Origin of the sequence: Paenibacillus oryzisoli, assembly GCF_050467285.1 — a bacterium.
GTDB lineage: Bacteria > Bacillota > Bacilli > Paenibacillales > NBRC-103111 > Paenibacillus_E > Paenibacillus_E oryzisoli_A.
This window is the reverse complement of sequence record NZ_JBCMUN010000002.1, coordinates 1-13,782: the sequence shown is the minus strand read 5'-3', so window position 1 is coordinate 13,782 and position 13,782 is coordinate 1. Positions and strand designations below refer to the sequence as shown.

Annotated in this window: 13 protein-coding genes; 2 read left to right on the top strand and 11 right to left on the bottom strand. The window is 52.2% G+C overall.

Annotation, left to right across the window (positions count from 1 at the left end):
- Positions 1-48 precede the first annotated feature (48 nt).
- The gene (gene icd / locus ABE504_RS03905; RefSeq protein ID WP_430084804.1) at positions 49-1,344 is read right to left on the bottom strand and encodes an NADP-dependent isocitrate dehydrogenase; all 1,296 of its coding nucleotides are present in this window, start codon (positions 1,342-1,344) and stop codon (positions 49-51) included.
- A gap of 142 nt (positions 1,345-1,486) precedes the next feature.
- Positions 1,487-2,599, bottom strand: coding sequence for a citrate synthase (citZ, locus tag ABE504_RS03900; protein WP_430084801.1), 1,113 nt, complete (start codon positions 2,597-2,599; stop codon positions 1,487-1,489).
- Positions 2,600-2,945: 346 nt separating this feature from the next.
- On the opposite strand from citZ, the gene ABE504_RS03895 reads away from it, so the two are divergent.
- The gene (locus tag ABE504_RS03895) at positions 2,946-4,490 is read left to right on the top strand and encodes a Ppx/GppA phosphatase family protein (protein WP_430084798.1); all 1,545 of its coding nucleotides are present in this window, start codon (positions 2,946-2,948) and stop codon (positions 4,488-4,490) included.
- Here ABE504_RS03895 and ABE504_RS03890 read toward each other — a convergent pair.
- Positions 4,456-6,579: an RNA degradosome polyphosphate kinase gene (locus ABE504_RS03890; protein WP_430084796.1), complete on the bottom strand. Its 2,124-nt coding sequence runs from the start codon at positions 6,577-6,579 to the stop codon at positions 4,456-4,458. The two genes, ABE504_RS03895 and ABE504_RS03890, sit on opposite strands and share 35 nt — an antisense overlap.
- A 184-nt stretch (positions 6,580-6,763) precedes the next feature.
- Between ABE504_RS03890 and ytvI the strand changes: the two genes are divergently transcribed.
- Positions 6,764-7,900: a sporulation integral membrane protein YtvI gene (ytvI, locus tag ABE504_RS03885; protein WP_430084794.1), complete on the top strand. Its 1,137-nt coding sequence runs from the start codon at positions 6,764-6,766 to the stop codon at positions 7,898-7,900.
- A 48-nt stretch (positions 7,901-7,948) separates the two neighbouring features.
- Here the strand turns inward: ytvI and ABE504_RS03880 are convergent, their stop codons facing one another.
- The 8 genes from ABE504_RS03880 to ABE504_RS03845 form a co-directional block, all read right to left on the bottom strand.
- A complete protein-coding gene (locus ABE504_RS03880; protein WP_430084791.1) occupies positions 7,949-8,344 on the bottom strand; it encodes an FxsA family protein in 396 nt (131 codons plus the stop codon).
- A gap of 13 nt (positions 8,345-8,357) precedes the next feature.
- Positions 8,358-8,783, bottom strand: coding sequence for an acyl-CoA thioesterase (locus ABE504_RS03875; protein ID WP_430084788.1), 426 nt, complete (start codon positions 8,781-8,783; stop codon positions 8,358-8,360).
- 79 nt (positions 8,784-8,862) lie between these two features.
- On the bottom strand, positions 8,863-10,617 hold the full coding sequence (pyk, locus tag ABE504_RS03870) for a pyruvate kinase (RefSeq protein ID WP_430084785.1): 1,755 nt from the start codon (positions 10,615-10,617) through the stop codon (positions 8,863-8,865).
- Complete coding sequence (locus tag ABE504_RS03865; protein WP_430084783.1) at positions 10,610-11,584, bottom strand: acetyl-CoA carboxylase carboxyltransferase subunit alpha; 975 nt, start codon at positions 11,582-11,584, stop codon at positions 10,610-10,612. The genes pyk and ABE504_RS03865 overlap by 8 nt, the downstream gene beginning before the upstream one ends.
- Positions 11,574-12,440: an acetyl-CoA carboxylase, carboxyltransferase subunit beta gene (accD, locus tag ABE504_RS03860; protein WP_430084780.1), complete on the bottom strand. Its 867-nt coding sequence runs from the start codon at positions 12,438-12,440 to the stop codon at positions 11,574-11,576. Before accD ends, ABE504_RS03865 begins: the two co-directional genes overlap by 11 nt.
- 68 nt (positions 12,441-12,508) lie before the next feature.
- Complete coding sequence (locus ABE504_RS03855; protein ID WP_430081849.1) at positions 12,509-12,697, bottom strand: glutamate decarboxylase; 189 nt, start codon at positions 12,695-12,697, stop codon at positions 12,509-12,511.
- A gap of 201 nt (positions 12,698-12,898) precedes the next feature.
- The gene (locus tag ABE504_RS03850) at positions 12,899-13,399 is read right to left on the bottom strand and encodes a phosphatidylglycerophosphatase A family protein (protein ID WP_430084778.1); all 501 of its coding nucleotides are present in this window, start codon (positions 13,397-13,399) and stop codon (positions 12,899-12,901) included.
- Positions 13,400-13,466: 67 nt separating this feature from the next.
- A partial coding sequence (locus ABE504_RS03845) for a hypothetical protein (protein ID WP_430084775.1) occupies positions 13,467-13,782 on the bottom strand: 316 nt, incomplete at its 5' end.

Genomic DNA, 13,782 nt, shown 5'->3' with positions numbered 1-13,782 from the left:
TTGAACACTCACTTTGAGAATCTATCGTACCCTTTTCAGGTTAGTCAATTACATGTTTTTGATGATTTCGTTCGCGAACTCGGAGCACTTGATTTCTTTCGCGCCTTCCATCAGACGTGCGAAGTCATAAGTAACGGTTTTGTTGTGGATAGAAGCTTCCATGCCTTTGTAGATCAGGTCAGCCGCTTCCTGCCAGCCCAGGTGCTCAAGCAGCATAACGCCGGAAAGGATAACGGAACCTGGGTTCACCACGTCAAGACCTGCGTATTTAGGCGCAGTACCGTGCGTAGCTTCGAAGATCGCGTGACCTGTCAGGTAGTTGATGTTTGCACCAGGAGCGATACCGATGCCGCCAACTTGTGCAGCAAGTGCGTCAGACAGGTAGTCCCCGTTCAAGTTCAATGTCGCGATAACGTCGAAGTCAGTTGGACGAGTCAAAACTTGTTGCAACGCGATGTCCGCGATTGCGTCTTTTACGATGATTTTGCCAGCCGCTTCAGCGTCTTTTTGCGCTTTGTTAGCCGCTTCAACGCCTTGCTCTTCTTTGATACGGTCATATTGTGCCCAAGTGAATGTTTTGTCGCCGAATTCACGCTCAGCCAGCTCGTAACCCCAGTTTTTGAACGCGCCTTCTGTGAATTTCATGATGTTGCCTTTGTGAACCAATGTAACGGATTTGCGGCCGTGTTTGATTGCATATTCGATCGCAGCGCGGATCAAACGCTCGGAACCTTCGGAGGATACTGGTTTTACACCGATACCGGAAGTTTCTGGGAAACGGATTTTCTTAACGCCCATTTCATTTTGCAAGAAAGAGATCACTTTTTTAACCGCTTCGGAACCAGCTTCCCACTCGATGCCTGCGTAGATATCTTCTGTATTTTCACGGAAAATAACCATGTCAACCAGCTCAGGACGTTTAACTGGGGATGGTACGCCAGTGAAGTAGCGAACTGGACGGGAGCACACATACAAGTCAAGCTCTTGACGAAGCGCAACGTTCAGGGAACGGATACCGCCGCCGATTGGCGTAGTCAGAGGTCCTTTGATGGACACGATGTATTCGCGCATAGCTGTCAATGTGTCGTTAGGCAGCCAGTTGTTGAATTTGTTGAACGCTTTTTCACCGGCGAATACTTCGTACCAAGCGATTTTTTTCTCGCCTTTGTACGCTTTCTCAACCGCTGCATCAAGCACGCGAACGGATGCGTTCCAGATGTCTGGGCCTGTGCCGTCGCCTTCGATGTAAGGGATGATCGGGTTGTTAGGAACTTGCAGAACACCGTTTTCGATCGTGATTTTTTGACCTTCTGCTGGAAGCTCGTAAGTTTCGAATTGTGGCATGGATATGGTTCCTCCTAAAATATATGTAAAATTAGTTAAACACATAGACGCACAAAAAGTGACGGGAGTCGCGGTACTCCCCGGGAAATCCTGCCGGGATTGGGTACCGAACTGCCCGCACCTTAAGTTAAAGCTTAGCCAATTAGCGCTCGCTGATTGGCACGTATTTTTGATTAACCGGACCTGTGTACTCTGCGCGAGGACGGATCAGGCGGTTGTTTTCATACTGCTCAAGGATATGCGCCGTCCACCCGGAAGTACGGGAGATGGCGAAGATCGGCGTGAACAAGTCGCGCGGAATCTCAAGCGTAGTGTATACGGATGCGGAGTAGAAGTCAACGTTTGGTTTCAAACCTTTGAGACCTGTTACGAGTTCTTCCGTTTTGATGGACATTTCGTACCATTTCAGGTTGCCTGTCAATTTGCCAAGCTCCAGGGACATTTTTTGCAAGTGCTTCGCACGTGGATCGCCGCCTTTGTACACGCGGTGACCGAAGCCCATGATTTTATCCTTGCGCTCCAGCTTGCCGTTGATGTAAGGCACAACGTTCTCAATCGTGCCGATTTCTTCGAGCATCGCCATAACCGCTTCGTTGGCACCGCCATGTAGAGGCCCTTTGAGCGTACCGATCGCGGATGTGATACCGGAGTAAATGTCAGTCAACGTTGCAACGGTAACGCGCGCCGCGAACGTGGAAGCGTTCAGCTCGTGATCGGCGTGAAGCACAAGCGCTTTATCCAGCGCTTCGATCGCAATTTTGTCCGGCTCTTTACCTGTCAACTGGAACAAGAAGTTCGCTGCGACGGAGGAGTACCCTGGGGATGCGAGCGGCTCTTTGCCTTCGCGAATGCGTGCAAATGCAGCCACGATCGCTGGAATTTGTGCTTGCAGTTTAATCGCTTTACGTACGTTCGCTTCTTGGCTCATGTCGTTCGCTTCCGCATCGTACAAAGCAAGTGCGGATACAGCGGTACGCAGCGCTGCCATGGAATTCACATCTTTTGGAAACAGTTTCATTTGGTCGATCACTTCAGCCGGAATGGTGCTGGCTGCGTTCAAGTCGCTTTGCAGCTTCTCAAGCTCCGCCCCAGTAGGCAGTTTTCCGAACCAAAGCAGGTAAATTACTTCTTCGAATGTCGCATTTTCAGCGAGGTCATCAATATCAATGCCACGATACGTAAGAACACCATCCACAATGGAGCTGATGGACGAGGTTGTGGCTACAATTCCTTCTAAACCTTTGGTTGCAGTCATTTGGGGAATCTCTCCTTAGCTACTCTATTAGCAAAAAATTGCTGCTTTCCTTTTCTTAATAATAAAGTATTTTACGCGCTAAGTGAACAAAAGAGGGCATAAAACTTTATTTTCACTACCATTAAATATTCTTTTTGGCGAAAATGAGCTATTTTCGTTGCTTTCCGCCTTAAAACACACGATAGAAGTTTTTGTAGATTCCGCCGAATTATGCAGATACCAAGGAAATAATTTGTAGACGCTAACAGAGATTGATACAATGGGTACACAAAGATTAACGGCTCCGCCGTCCTGTCAAGGACGGTAAGCAACTGACCCATGATTCCCGCTAACAAAGGAGATCTGCATGAGCACACCATCTTCCCAGCACATCGGCATTATCGATATTGGCTCCAACTCCATCCGCCTTGTCCTTTACGAAGTGAATTCGTTCGGCGCCTACCGCGTCGTCGGTGAATATAAAAATTCCGCCAGACTCAGTGAGCGCATGGGGCCTGACGGCCTGCTCCCCACGAAAGACATTCTGTCCATCGTGCCGATTCTGGCCCATTATCAGCGCCTTTGCCGCCTGCATGGGGTCGGCACCATTCGGGTCGCCGCCACCGCGGCGATCCGCAACAGCGGAAACACCGCCGACATCGTTCGGCTCCTGCAAGAGCATACCGGACTGCACATCGAAGTCCTGAGTGGCTACGAGGAGGCCAGATATGGCTATCTCGGCGTCATCAACGCCATCGACATTCGCGACTGCCTCATCATTGACATCGGCGGAGGAAGCACCGAAGTAACCCTCGTACAGGGCCGCGAGCTGATCCAGAGCGTATCGTTTCCTTTCGGTGCTGTCAATACGACGAGACAATTTGCCAAAGGGGACGTGCTCAGCGAGCAGACGTCACACAATATCCGCAGCATGGTCGTGCAGGCGATTGCTGAGCATCCATGGATCCGGGAAACACCGGGCCTGCCGATGATCGGCCTGGGCGGTACGATTCGAACGCTCGGTAAAATGAGTCAGCGACGCAAAAAGCACTCGCTTTCCCTCGCGCATAACTATGAGCTCATAACAGGCGAGCTGCGCGAGTTTCTATCGCTCCTTTCCGCAATGCCTCTGGAAAAGCGCAAGAAAATCGACGGTCTTTCCAAAGACCGCGCGGACATCATGGTGCCTGGGCTGCTCATTATGGACACGATCTACGAAGCGGCGGGCGCGTCGAAGGTCGTCATCAGCGGCTCAGGGCTCCGCGACGGTCTCTTCTACGAGCTGTTCAGACCTGAGCAGCCGGTCAAACCCGATGTGCTGGAGGCGTGTCTGAACAACCTGCTCGGCCTGCATCCAAACGCCGCTGTGCAGCATGTGCGTCACGTAGACCGCTTCGCAATGCAGCTGTACGACGCGCTGGAAGCGACGGCCGGCAACGGCAGCTCCCGCGACAAGCAACTCCTGCATACTGCAGCCCTGCTCTATCGCATCGGCGCGAGCGTACACTACTATCAGTTCCTGAAACACACCCAATATGTCATCCAGGGCGCTCATCTGGAGGGACTCAGCCATCGGGAAATCGTCATCGCTTCGCTGCTCGCTACCTTCAAAACAAAAAGCCGGACCCAGCAGCAGGCGCTTGCGCACAAAGACCTTTTGCTGGAATCCGACCTTTCTCTGATCGTCAAACTGGGTATGTTGTTAAAAACAGCCATCGCGCTGGATATCAGCGAGACACAGCCGGTAGAAGAGCTCCGGGTAGCGAAAAGCGACAACCTTCTAGCGCTTACCCTGGTCTGCACCCACGATGTGGGACTCGAGCTCAAAGAATTGTCCAGCCTTAGCAAAGATTTGGAAAAAGCTTGGAGCCGCAAGATCAAGATTGATGTCGAAGCTTCTTCCAAGAAGTAATCCGCAGTGCCTCGAACTGGCTCCGATAAGGGGTCAGTTCATTTTTTATCCGCGTGTACATGCCGTTGGATTGAAGCTCGCGTGCTTTCACGTTATCGTTCAAGGTGACGTTCAGAATCTGGATCATGATCTTCTTCACATCCCGATCCAGCACGGGACACATCAGCTCGATGCGGCGCGTCAAGTTCCGCGTCATCCAATCCGCCGAAGACAGATACACGTCGGTATCCCCGCCATTTTCAAAATAATAAATCCGCGAGTGCTCCAGAAACCTATCCACAATGCTGCGCACCGTGATGTTCTCGCTTAGCCCCGGTACGCCCGGACGAAGGCAGCATACGCCGCGAACAATCAGTTCGATCTTCACGCCGGCTTGCGAAGCCGCGTAGAGGTGGTCCACCATTTCCTGATTGGAAATGGAGTTCATTTTCGCGACGATCCGTGCCGGTCTGCCTGCTTTGGCATGGGCGGCCTCGCGCTCGATCAACTCAAATAATTTATCTTTTAGATCCGTCGGCGCCACAGCAAAAGACTGCCAATCATGCGGGGCCGAATACCCCGTAATCTCGTTGAAGAGCGCGGAAGCGTCCTCCCCGATGACACTATTCGCTGTAAACAGGCCGACATCCGTATACAAACGGGCGGTGCTGTCGTTGTAGTTCCCTGTTCCGACATGCACATAGCGGCGCAGCGTCTGTTCTTCCTGACGAACGACCAGCGTGATCTTCGCGTGCGTCTTCAGGCCGACGAGTCCGTAGACGACGTGACAGCCCGATTTTTCCAGCATTCTGGCCCAAGCGATGTTCCGCTCTTCGTCAAATCTTGCTTTCAACTCCACCACGACAGTGACTTGCTTGCCGGATTCCGCGGCTCTCGCCAAAGCCTGAATGATCGGTGAATTACCGCTTGCCCGGTATAGCGTCATCTTGATCGCCAGCACCTGCGGGTCATACGCCGCCTGGACGATAAAATCCGTCACGGCATCGAACGTTTCATACGGATGATGAACGAGAACATCCTTTTGCCGGAGCGTGGTGAAGACGTCTTCCGCTTCTTCAAATTCTATCGGATACTTCGCCGTGAACCGCGGGTATTTCAGATTTTCAAACCCTGTCAAAGACCCCGCCAGCTTCATACAGTATGTAATATCCAGCGGCCCGTCAATTTCAAAAATTTGATCCTCGAGCTCAAACTCCTCTTGCAGCTGCGCCAGTGCGTAGGGATGAATCCCTTGCTGCACTTCAAGCCGTACCGGAGAGCCCCAGCGGCGGCGGCGAAGCTCCTTCTCAATCTCCTCCAGCAAATCCTCCGCGCCCTCTTCATTGAGCGTCAGATCTGCATTGCGTGTCACTCTGAAACCGTGGACGGAAATCGGAATGTAGCCGCTGAACAGCGACTGGATATGATGCTCGATCAGCTCTTCCAGCAAAATAAACTCCGTCTTCTTACTATTCGTCCGGGTCGGCACCGGAATACAGCGCGAGAGGTTGCTCGGCACTTGAATGATCGCGAAATACGGCTCCTCATCCAATTCCTCGCCATCGCGAACGAGCAGTACCGCCAAGTACAGCGACTGATTATGTACGAGCGGGAAAGGCCGGCTCTGATCTACCGCCATCGGTGTCAGCACCGGAAATACAATATCGTGATAATAAGCGTCCATCGCCTTTTTCTGCGAGATATTGAGATCTTCGTAATCCGTAAAAATAATGCCTTCCTTACCGAGCAGGCGGGTCACTTCCCGGAACGTTTTATATTGCTCGAAGACCATTTTGGCCGTGCGCTTCATAATGCGCTTAATGAGTCCGGCCGGCGAATAGCCTGTAAAATCTTTTTTCGCATAACCGGCTTTAATCTGATCTTTGAGTCCTGCGACACGAACACTCATGAATTCATCCAGATTGCTCGATACGATCGACAGAAATTTGACACGCTCAAGCAGCGGTGTGCTCGGATCCTGCGCCTCCTCCAGTACACGCCAATTGAACTCAATCCAGCTCAAATCCCGGTTGATATAGCGGGTCGACACTTCTTTGAGTTCCTTGAGCTCTTTAACTTCCCTTAAGTCTGGTTCGCGCGCGATACTCATACGTCCTCCAATTTTATTACAAAATTAAGTAGATGATGACATTATTGTACTATGCGATACCATAAGCGACAATCTAATCCCCCCTATTTCACTATATTAAGATTTTGTAAATCTCATGATATTTCCGTATTTATCCATGTTCATGCTACAATAGAAGCAACTTTAACAAGGAGAGAAACGGCGTATGGGAATTCTCAATCCGAGACTGGTACATCAAATTTTCAGAGGCATTTGGGTCGCCATGATCGTCGCGATGATCGGATTGGCCTTTTACTATATCATTCCCCTCATTTATCCGTTTATTTTTGGCTGGGTGATCGCGCTGCTGCTGAATCCGGTCGTGAACTTCTTTCATTTCAAATGCAAGCTGCCGCGCTGGCTCTCCGTGACGCTCTCGATGGTGTTATTCCTGGCGCTCGTTGCCGCGGTCATAACCTTGCTTGTCGCCAACATTATCGTCGAGCTCAGCGCGCTTTCCGACAAGATTCAAATCCAGGTTAACAAATGGGTGGAGCAATTCAACGTCTTTATCAATTCAACGACGTTTCAGGGCTGGATCAACCGCATGAACGAGTTTTTTGAAAATAATCCGAAATACCAGGAAACGGTGAACAATCATCTTTCCTCTTCCGCCGGCTCCATCGCCGATGTGAGCAAATACGTCATTGCTACGATTTTTGACGCGCTCAAGGCGTTCCTGACCTCCCTGCCGAACATTGCAACCATCACCATTATCGTCATGCTGGCAACGTTCTTTATTAGCAAGGACTGGTACGGGCTGATCACCAAATACAAAGGCCTCACGTCCGATGTCATCGTCCGCACGACGAAGCTGATCCGCAACGATTTGCAAAAAGCTCTGTTCGGTTACATCCGCGCCCAGCTCATTCTCGTCTCGCTGACTGCGCTCGTCGTCATTATCGGCCTGCTGATCCTGCGCGTCGATTATGCTATCACCATCGGGCTGCTCACCGGGCTGGCCGATCTGATGCCCTATCTCGGTACGGGTGCCGTCATGGTACCGTGGATCCTTTACGTCTTCTTCGCCCAAGGCGATATCGGGCTTGGCATTGGGCTCAGCGTCCTCTACGGCGTCATCGTCATCGCCCGGCAAATCATGGAGCCGAAGGTGCTCGCCTCCTCCGTCGGGCTCGACCCGCTGGCTACGCTGATCGCGATGTTCGTCGGCCTCAAGCTGTTCGGACTGCTTGGGCTGATCATCGGGCCGGTCTCGCTCATTCTGATCGGCGCCTTCTATCGGGCACGTATCTTCCATGACATTGCGGCGTACATACAAAAAGGCTCGGCGCCTCCCTCTTGAGGGGGCCCGAGCTTTTTTTAGTATCGACGTGAGATAGCGGACTTTCCGCTACCTCCGCCGGATGATATGCATATTTCCTTTACTGATCATGCGGGTGATCAACCCGAGCAGCAGCGCCTTGAAGATTGGTCGAGTATACGGAAAAACAAGCAGAAACCCGACGATGTCCGTCAATAACCCCGGAGTGATCAGCAGGACGCCGCCGAGGAAAATGCAGATCGCATCCATAATGTGTCTCGTCGGCAGCTGCCCTTGCGACCACTCAAATTTGGCGTATTCCAGCACTTTGCGTCCTTCACGCTTGGCGAAGTAAGCGCCCAATACACCGCTGACGATGATTAACGCAAACGTAGTCCATCCGCCAATGGCATGTCCGAGAGCAAACAGCAAGATCAATTCAACAACCGGTATTCCGATAAGGATAGCAATGATGATCCGAAACATTGGCACCACTCCTTTAAGTCGTATACGAAGCTAACAGCGCCCATAATTCAGGAGCTTCCCTTTCTATACGTACCGGCCGCCAGGATGGGTTCACCCAGACGTGACTTGTGGTGCCGGTCACGAGCAGCTCCCCGCTCTCTACGTGGCGGATTTCGTAGCCAAATTGAAGGCGAACGCCGCTTAGCTGTGTGACCCGTGTCAGCACATGGATCGGATCGTCGTAACGCGCAGGCTTCTTGTACACGAGATTCGCTTCCGTAACCGGCAGCAGCAGCCCCATTTCCTCCACTTTCCTGTAAGGAAACCCCAACTCCCGGATCAGCTCAGTTCGTCCAATTTCGAGCCATGCCAAATAATTAGCGTGATACACCACACCCATCTGATCGGTCTCGGCGTAGCGCACGCGCAGCTCGTGAAGGTGCCATTTGTGTTGTGTCATCTCCTATATCCTCCCTGCTAATAAAAAGAGTGAAGCATCGGCTGGAAAATCAACCTGCTTCACTCTTGGTTCTATTCACTTACAGCACGCTAGCCAATCCGGAGTAGATTACGCCTACTTCTGGATAGATGGAAACTTCCGTACCATCTTTAATCAGGTTCACTGCGTTCTCAACGCCCACGATAACTGGAATGCCCAAGCTCAGCGCCACGACTGCCGCGTGAGACGTAATGCCGCCGACTTCGGTAATAAGCGCAGATGCGCGCTGTACCGCCGGCATGTATTCCTTGTCCGTGGATACCGTTACGAGAACAGCACCGTCTTTCATTTTGGAGATCGCTTCTTCCGGTGTACGTGCCGTTACGACAGTCCCGGTTGCCGTTTGGCGGCCAATCCCCGTCCCCTTCGCAATCATTTCACCCACATGGTGAACTTTGATCAGGTTCGTCGTTCCAGAGCGGCCGACAGGCACGCCAGCCGTGATGACAACGAGATCACCATAGGTAACCATGCCGGTTTTGATGGAGCTGTCAACAGCAAGGTTGAATAGTTCGTCGGTCGTTTTCGCTTGTGTGCCGAGCACTGGCTTAACGCCCCAGATCAACGACAAGCGGCGAATGACGCGCTCGTCCGGTGTGACTGCGATAATCGGCGCTTTCGGACGGTATTTGGACACCATCCGTGCCGTATATCCGCTTTCTGTCGCGGTCAAGATCGCTTTCGCATTCAATTCCAGCGCGGAGTTCGCTACCGCTTGAGAAATCGCTTCTGTCACCGTCACTTGCTGCGCTTGCGCTTGACGAAGGAAAATTTCTTTGTATTCCAAAGCCGCTTCCGCACGCTCTGCAATACGAGCCATCGTCTGTACGGATTCAACCGGATATTTTCCTGCCGCCGTTTCGCCGGAAAGCATCACGGCATCCGTACCGTCGAACACGGCGTTCGCCACGTCGCTCGCTTCCGCACGTGTCGGACGCGGGTTGCGCTGCATGGAATCCAGCATCATCGTTGCCGTGATAACCGGTTTACCGACCAGGTTACACTTCTTGATCATTTGCTTTTGGACGACTGGAACGTCCTCTGCCGGAATTTCAACCCCGAGATCGCCGCGGGCAACCATCAAGCCGTCGGATACTTCCAAAATTTCATCGAGGTTGTCCACACCTTCTTGGTTCTCGATTTTCGAGATGATTTGAATGTGCGACGCATTGTGGCGTTCGAGCAGCTCACGAATTTCCATAACATCGCTGGCTTTACGCACGAAGGAAGCCGCGATAAAATCAACGCCCTGTTCGATCCCGAACACAATGTCGTTCGCGTCTTTTTCTGTGATGCCCGGAAGGCTGATTTTCACGCCAGGCACGTTCACGCCTTTTTTACTTTTGATCGTACCGCCGTTGACGATGCGGCATTCGATGTCCGTTCCGCGAATGTCCACAACCGTCAGCCCGATCAGACCATCATCGATCAGGATCGTGGAACCGACTTGCACGTCGCGCGGCAGATCCGCGTACGTCACGGAGATGCGGTCAGCATCGCCGAGAATCTCTTCCGTCGTCAGGACGATGTGCTTGTCTTGCACAAGCTCGATTGGCTCTTCTTTCAGCTTGCCCGTGCGAATTTCCGGACCTTTGGTGTCCAACAAAATCGCAGCGATTTTGCCTGTCTCAGCGGAGGCAGCGCGAAGGTTGCGGATTCGAGAGCCGTGCTCCTCAAAGTCTCCGTGGGAGAAGTTAAGGCGCGCAACGTTCATTCCCGCTTCCAGAAGTTTTTTCAGGTTTTCTTTTGATTCGCTGGCTGGTCCGATGGTACAGACAATTTTCGTTTTACGCATGATTACCCTCCTGAGTGAATGTGAAACGGCCGATCTCTCTAAATTTGCGGTAACGGTCCTCCACTAATTCCTGCTCGCTCATCGCGAGGAGAGGCTGGAGCTGCTCCCATACCGCTGTTTTAATCATGTCCGATTGCGCAGCAACATCACGATGCGCGCCGCCTTTCGGCTCGGGAATGATGCCGTCGATCACGTTTAATTCCATGATGTGATTTGCTGTAATTTTCATTGCTTCTGCAGCATGAAGCGCCTTGGAAGCGTCTTTATAAAGAATGGAAGCTGCGCCCTCCGGAGAGATAACGGAGTAAATCGCGTTCTCCAGCATTAACACCTTGTTCCCGACGCCCAGCGCGAGCGCGCCGCCGCTGCCGCCTTCTCCAATCACGACGCAAATAATCGGCACGCGAAAAGAGGCCATCTCGAGCAGGTTGCGGGCGATGGCTTCGCCTTGACCGCGCTCTTCAGCCGCGTTGCCGGGGAATGCTCCCTTCGTATCGATGAAGGTCACAATCGGACGTTTGAATTTATTCGCTTGGCGCATCAGGCGCAGCGCCTTGCGGAAGCCCTCCGGATGCGGACAGCCGAAGTTGCGGGCGATGTTGTCTTTGGTATCTTTCCCTTTTTGATGGCCGACAACCGTCACCGGTATGCCGTTCAGCTTGGCAATCCCGCCAACGATCGCGAGATCGTCCCCATACAGACGATCACCGTGGAACTCAATGAAATCGGTAAAAATCGCACCGATATAATCCAGTGTCGTCGGCCGCTGCGGATGACGCGCCAGCTGCATTTTCTCAGCGGACGACATCGTAGCGTACAGCTCGTCCTCCAGCTGAGCGTAGCGTTCCTCCAAACGGCGAATTTCCTCGGAAAAGTCAATTTGCTTCTCCGTACCGAATTTACGCAGTTCGGCAATTTTGCTTTTTAGCTCCGCCAGCGGCTGTTCAAACGGCATTTCACCCGGCATTCGTCGTTTCCTCCTTCGCTCCGTGCATCTCGAGCAGCTTAATTAACGTAGGTCGCATATCCTTGCGGCTCACGACCTTATCGAGCTGACCATGCTCGAGGTTGAACTCAGACGTCTGGAAGTTGTCAGGCAGCTTCTGCTTAATCGTTTGCTCAATGACGCGGCGGCCTGTGAAGCCAAACGGCGCAGCCGGTTCAGCGATAATAATGTCGCCCAGCATCGCAAAGCTCGCGGACACACCGCCGAAAGTCGGATCGGTAATAATCGAAATGAAAAGTCCGCCTTCTTCGCTGTGTTTGGACAGAGCCGCGCTGGTTTTCGCCATTTGCATCAGACTGAGAATACTTTCCTGCATACGAGCGCCGCCCGATGTCGAATAAATAAGGACGGGCAGCTTCTGCGCTGTCGCATATTCAATCGCGCGAGTAATCCGCTCGCCTACAACGGAGCCTAGCGATCCGCCCATAAAGTCAAAGCTCATCGCAGCGACAACAACCGGATGGCCGCCAATCGTCCCGTGTCCGGTCAGAATGGCATCCTGCAGCTTCGTCGCATTCTTGGCTTTATCCAATTTGTCAACATAATCCGGAAATTGCAAGGGATCTTCTGAAATCATATCCGCATCAAATTCAACGAATTCACCTTCGTCGAGCGTAATCTGGATGCGTTCCGACGCGCTTAACCGATAATGATACCCGCAAGCCGTGCACACTTTCAAATTCTTCTCAAGCTCTTTGCTTGTCTGAATCGTGCCGCACTTCGGGCATTTATTCATTAAACCCTCAGGGATTTCCCGTTTCGTACGTTCGGAAGGAATCGTTGCGTATTTCCGCTTTTGAAATAAATCCTTTAGCACATTTCCACCTCTACTTGGCTATTCTCTCGGTTTCCTCGATCAGCCAGGGTTAGTTACTTCTATCATCGCTATTTATGTAAAATAGAGTTCAGCACTTCCTGTACTTCTTCAACCTCACCTGCAGGAACGACGATTTCAAATTGATTCTTGGATAATGAAATGCCCCGGACTTGTACCAAAAACCCCTCTTCGGTAAGTCTCTGCTTGATCCGTTCTGCGATCTTCGCAGTAGGAGCTATATAAATCACCGTCCACATGTAAGAAACCTCCTATGACGAACAACTTCAACCATTAAGGCGATTTAGCAAATAGCGATGATAATTATCTCAAATACGCATAGGCACACACAATGGAATAATGATAGCATAATTTCACTTTTGCCCGCAACAGAGTGCTAGCGCAAAACAGCCGTCCTGAGGAAATGGTTGGAAAAAAAGCAACGCCTGAACTTGCCTTGGCTAGTCCAGACGAATTTGGCTGCTATAATCGGGCGCATGCTCGTTCTGATGAGCAATGCGGGCGGATGCGGCGGCGGCCAGACCGCAAACCAGGTCATCCAAGAAAACGTGCACAGCGGAACGATTATCGTTCAGATCGCGAATAATGCCAATTTTTTCTTTGTCCAAAAATCCGAAGCTCGTCAGTCCAATCATGCCGTACACATGGACGATTCCGAGCGCCAGCGTCTCATCGACGCCGTACAGCGGTTCGTCGGCCTCTAGAATCGCTTGCAGCGGCTCGGGCAGCAGCTTCTTCTCCGCGAGTTCATCGAGCGCGATACCCGTGTACAGCGTATACTGCACTTCCCGCTTGGATAGCACCGTCAGCACGCTGTCGACGCAATCCTCCATCGCGAGCTGCGCGTTGTAAGGCTTTTGCAGCTTATAGACGATCTCCGCCACTTGATCGACGGATACGCCGCGTTTTTTTAAAAGCTGAACCATATGTTGTTCGGTCATAGCTCCTCCTCCTTGCGTGGGAACACTGAAATGCCGGGTTCCTATATCTATGCAGGAGGAGCCTGTTTTATTTCACGCGTACGCAATCTTTTCCCATGATCGTCTCGATCATGCGGAACAGTTCGGACGACGGATTCACCAAATATTGGTCGCTGAGCGCGAGCAGCTTATTGCTGCTCTCGTAGAACAACGCGACCGCGAGTGGACCCTTATGCAGCTTCAGCAGTGCTTTGAGCTGCAAGAGCTTATCCGGCTGCTCCCGGTCAGCCGGAATCTTCACAAACACCCGCTGCGGCTGCGCCGCAGCAGCGGAGTCCCCGCGCGGCGGGGGCGCAGCCCCGGCGCCGCGGGTGTCCGGGCGGCCTCCCGCAGGGGCCGCCGCC

Coding starts and splice junctions, on each gene's coding strand:
- ABE504_RS03855 (WP_430081849.1), bottom strand. CDS start 12,697: ATGTGGACGGTGATTTATATAGCTCCTACTGCGAAGATCGCAGAACGG.
- ABE504_RS03875 (WP_430084788.1), bottom strand. CDS start 8,783: ATGACACAACACAAATGGCACCTTCACGAGCTGCGCGTGCGCTACGCC.
- ABE504_RS03890 (WP_430084796.1), bottom strand. CDS start 6,579: ATGAGTATCGCGCGCGAACCAGACTTAAGGGAAGTTAAAGAGCTCAAG.
- ABE504_RS03850 (WP_430084778.1), bottom strand. CDS start 13,399: ATGACCGAACAACATATGGTTCAGCTTTTAAAAAAACGCGGCGTATCC.
- ytvI (WP_430084794.1), top strand. CDS start 6,764: ATGGGAATTCTCAATCCGAGACTGGTACATCAAATTTTCAGAGGCATT.
- pyk (WP_430084785.1), bottom strand. CDS start 10,617: ATGCGTAAAACGAAAATTGTCTGTACCATCGGACCAGCCAGCGAATCA.
- citZ (WP_430084801.1), bottom strand. CDS start 2,599: ATGACTGCAACCAAAGGTTTAGAAGGAATTGTAGCCACAACCTCGTCC.
- ABE504_RS03865 (WP_430084783.1), bottom strand. CDS start 11,584: ATGCCGGGTGAAATGCCGTTTGAACAGCCGCTGGCGGAGCTAAAAAGC.
- icd (WP_430084804.1), bottom strand. CDS start 1,344: ATGCCACAATTCGAAACTTACGAGCTTCCAGCAGAAGGTCAAAAAATC.
- ABE504_RS03895 (WP_430084798.1), top strand. CDS start 2,946: ATGAGCACACCATCTTCCCAGCACATCGGCATTATCGATATTGGCTCC.
- ABE504_RS03880 (WP_430084791.1), bottom strand. CDS start 8,344: ATGTTTCGGATCATCATTGCTATCCTTATCGGAATACCGGTTGTTGAA.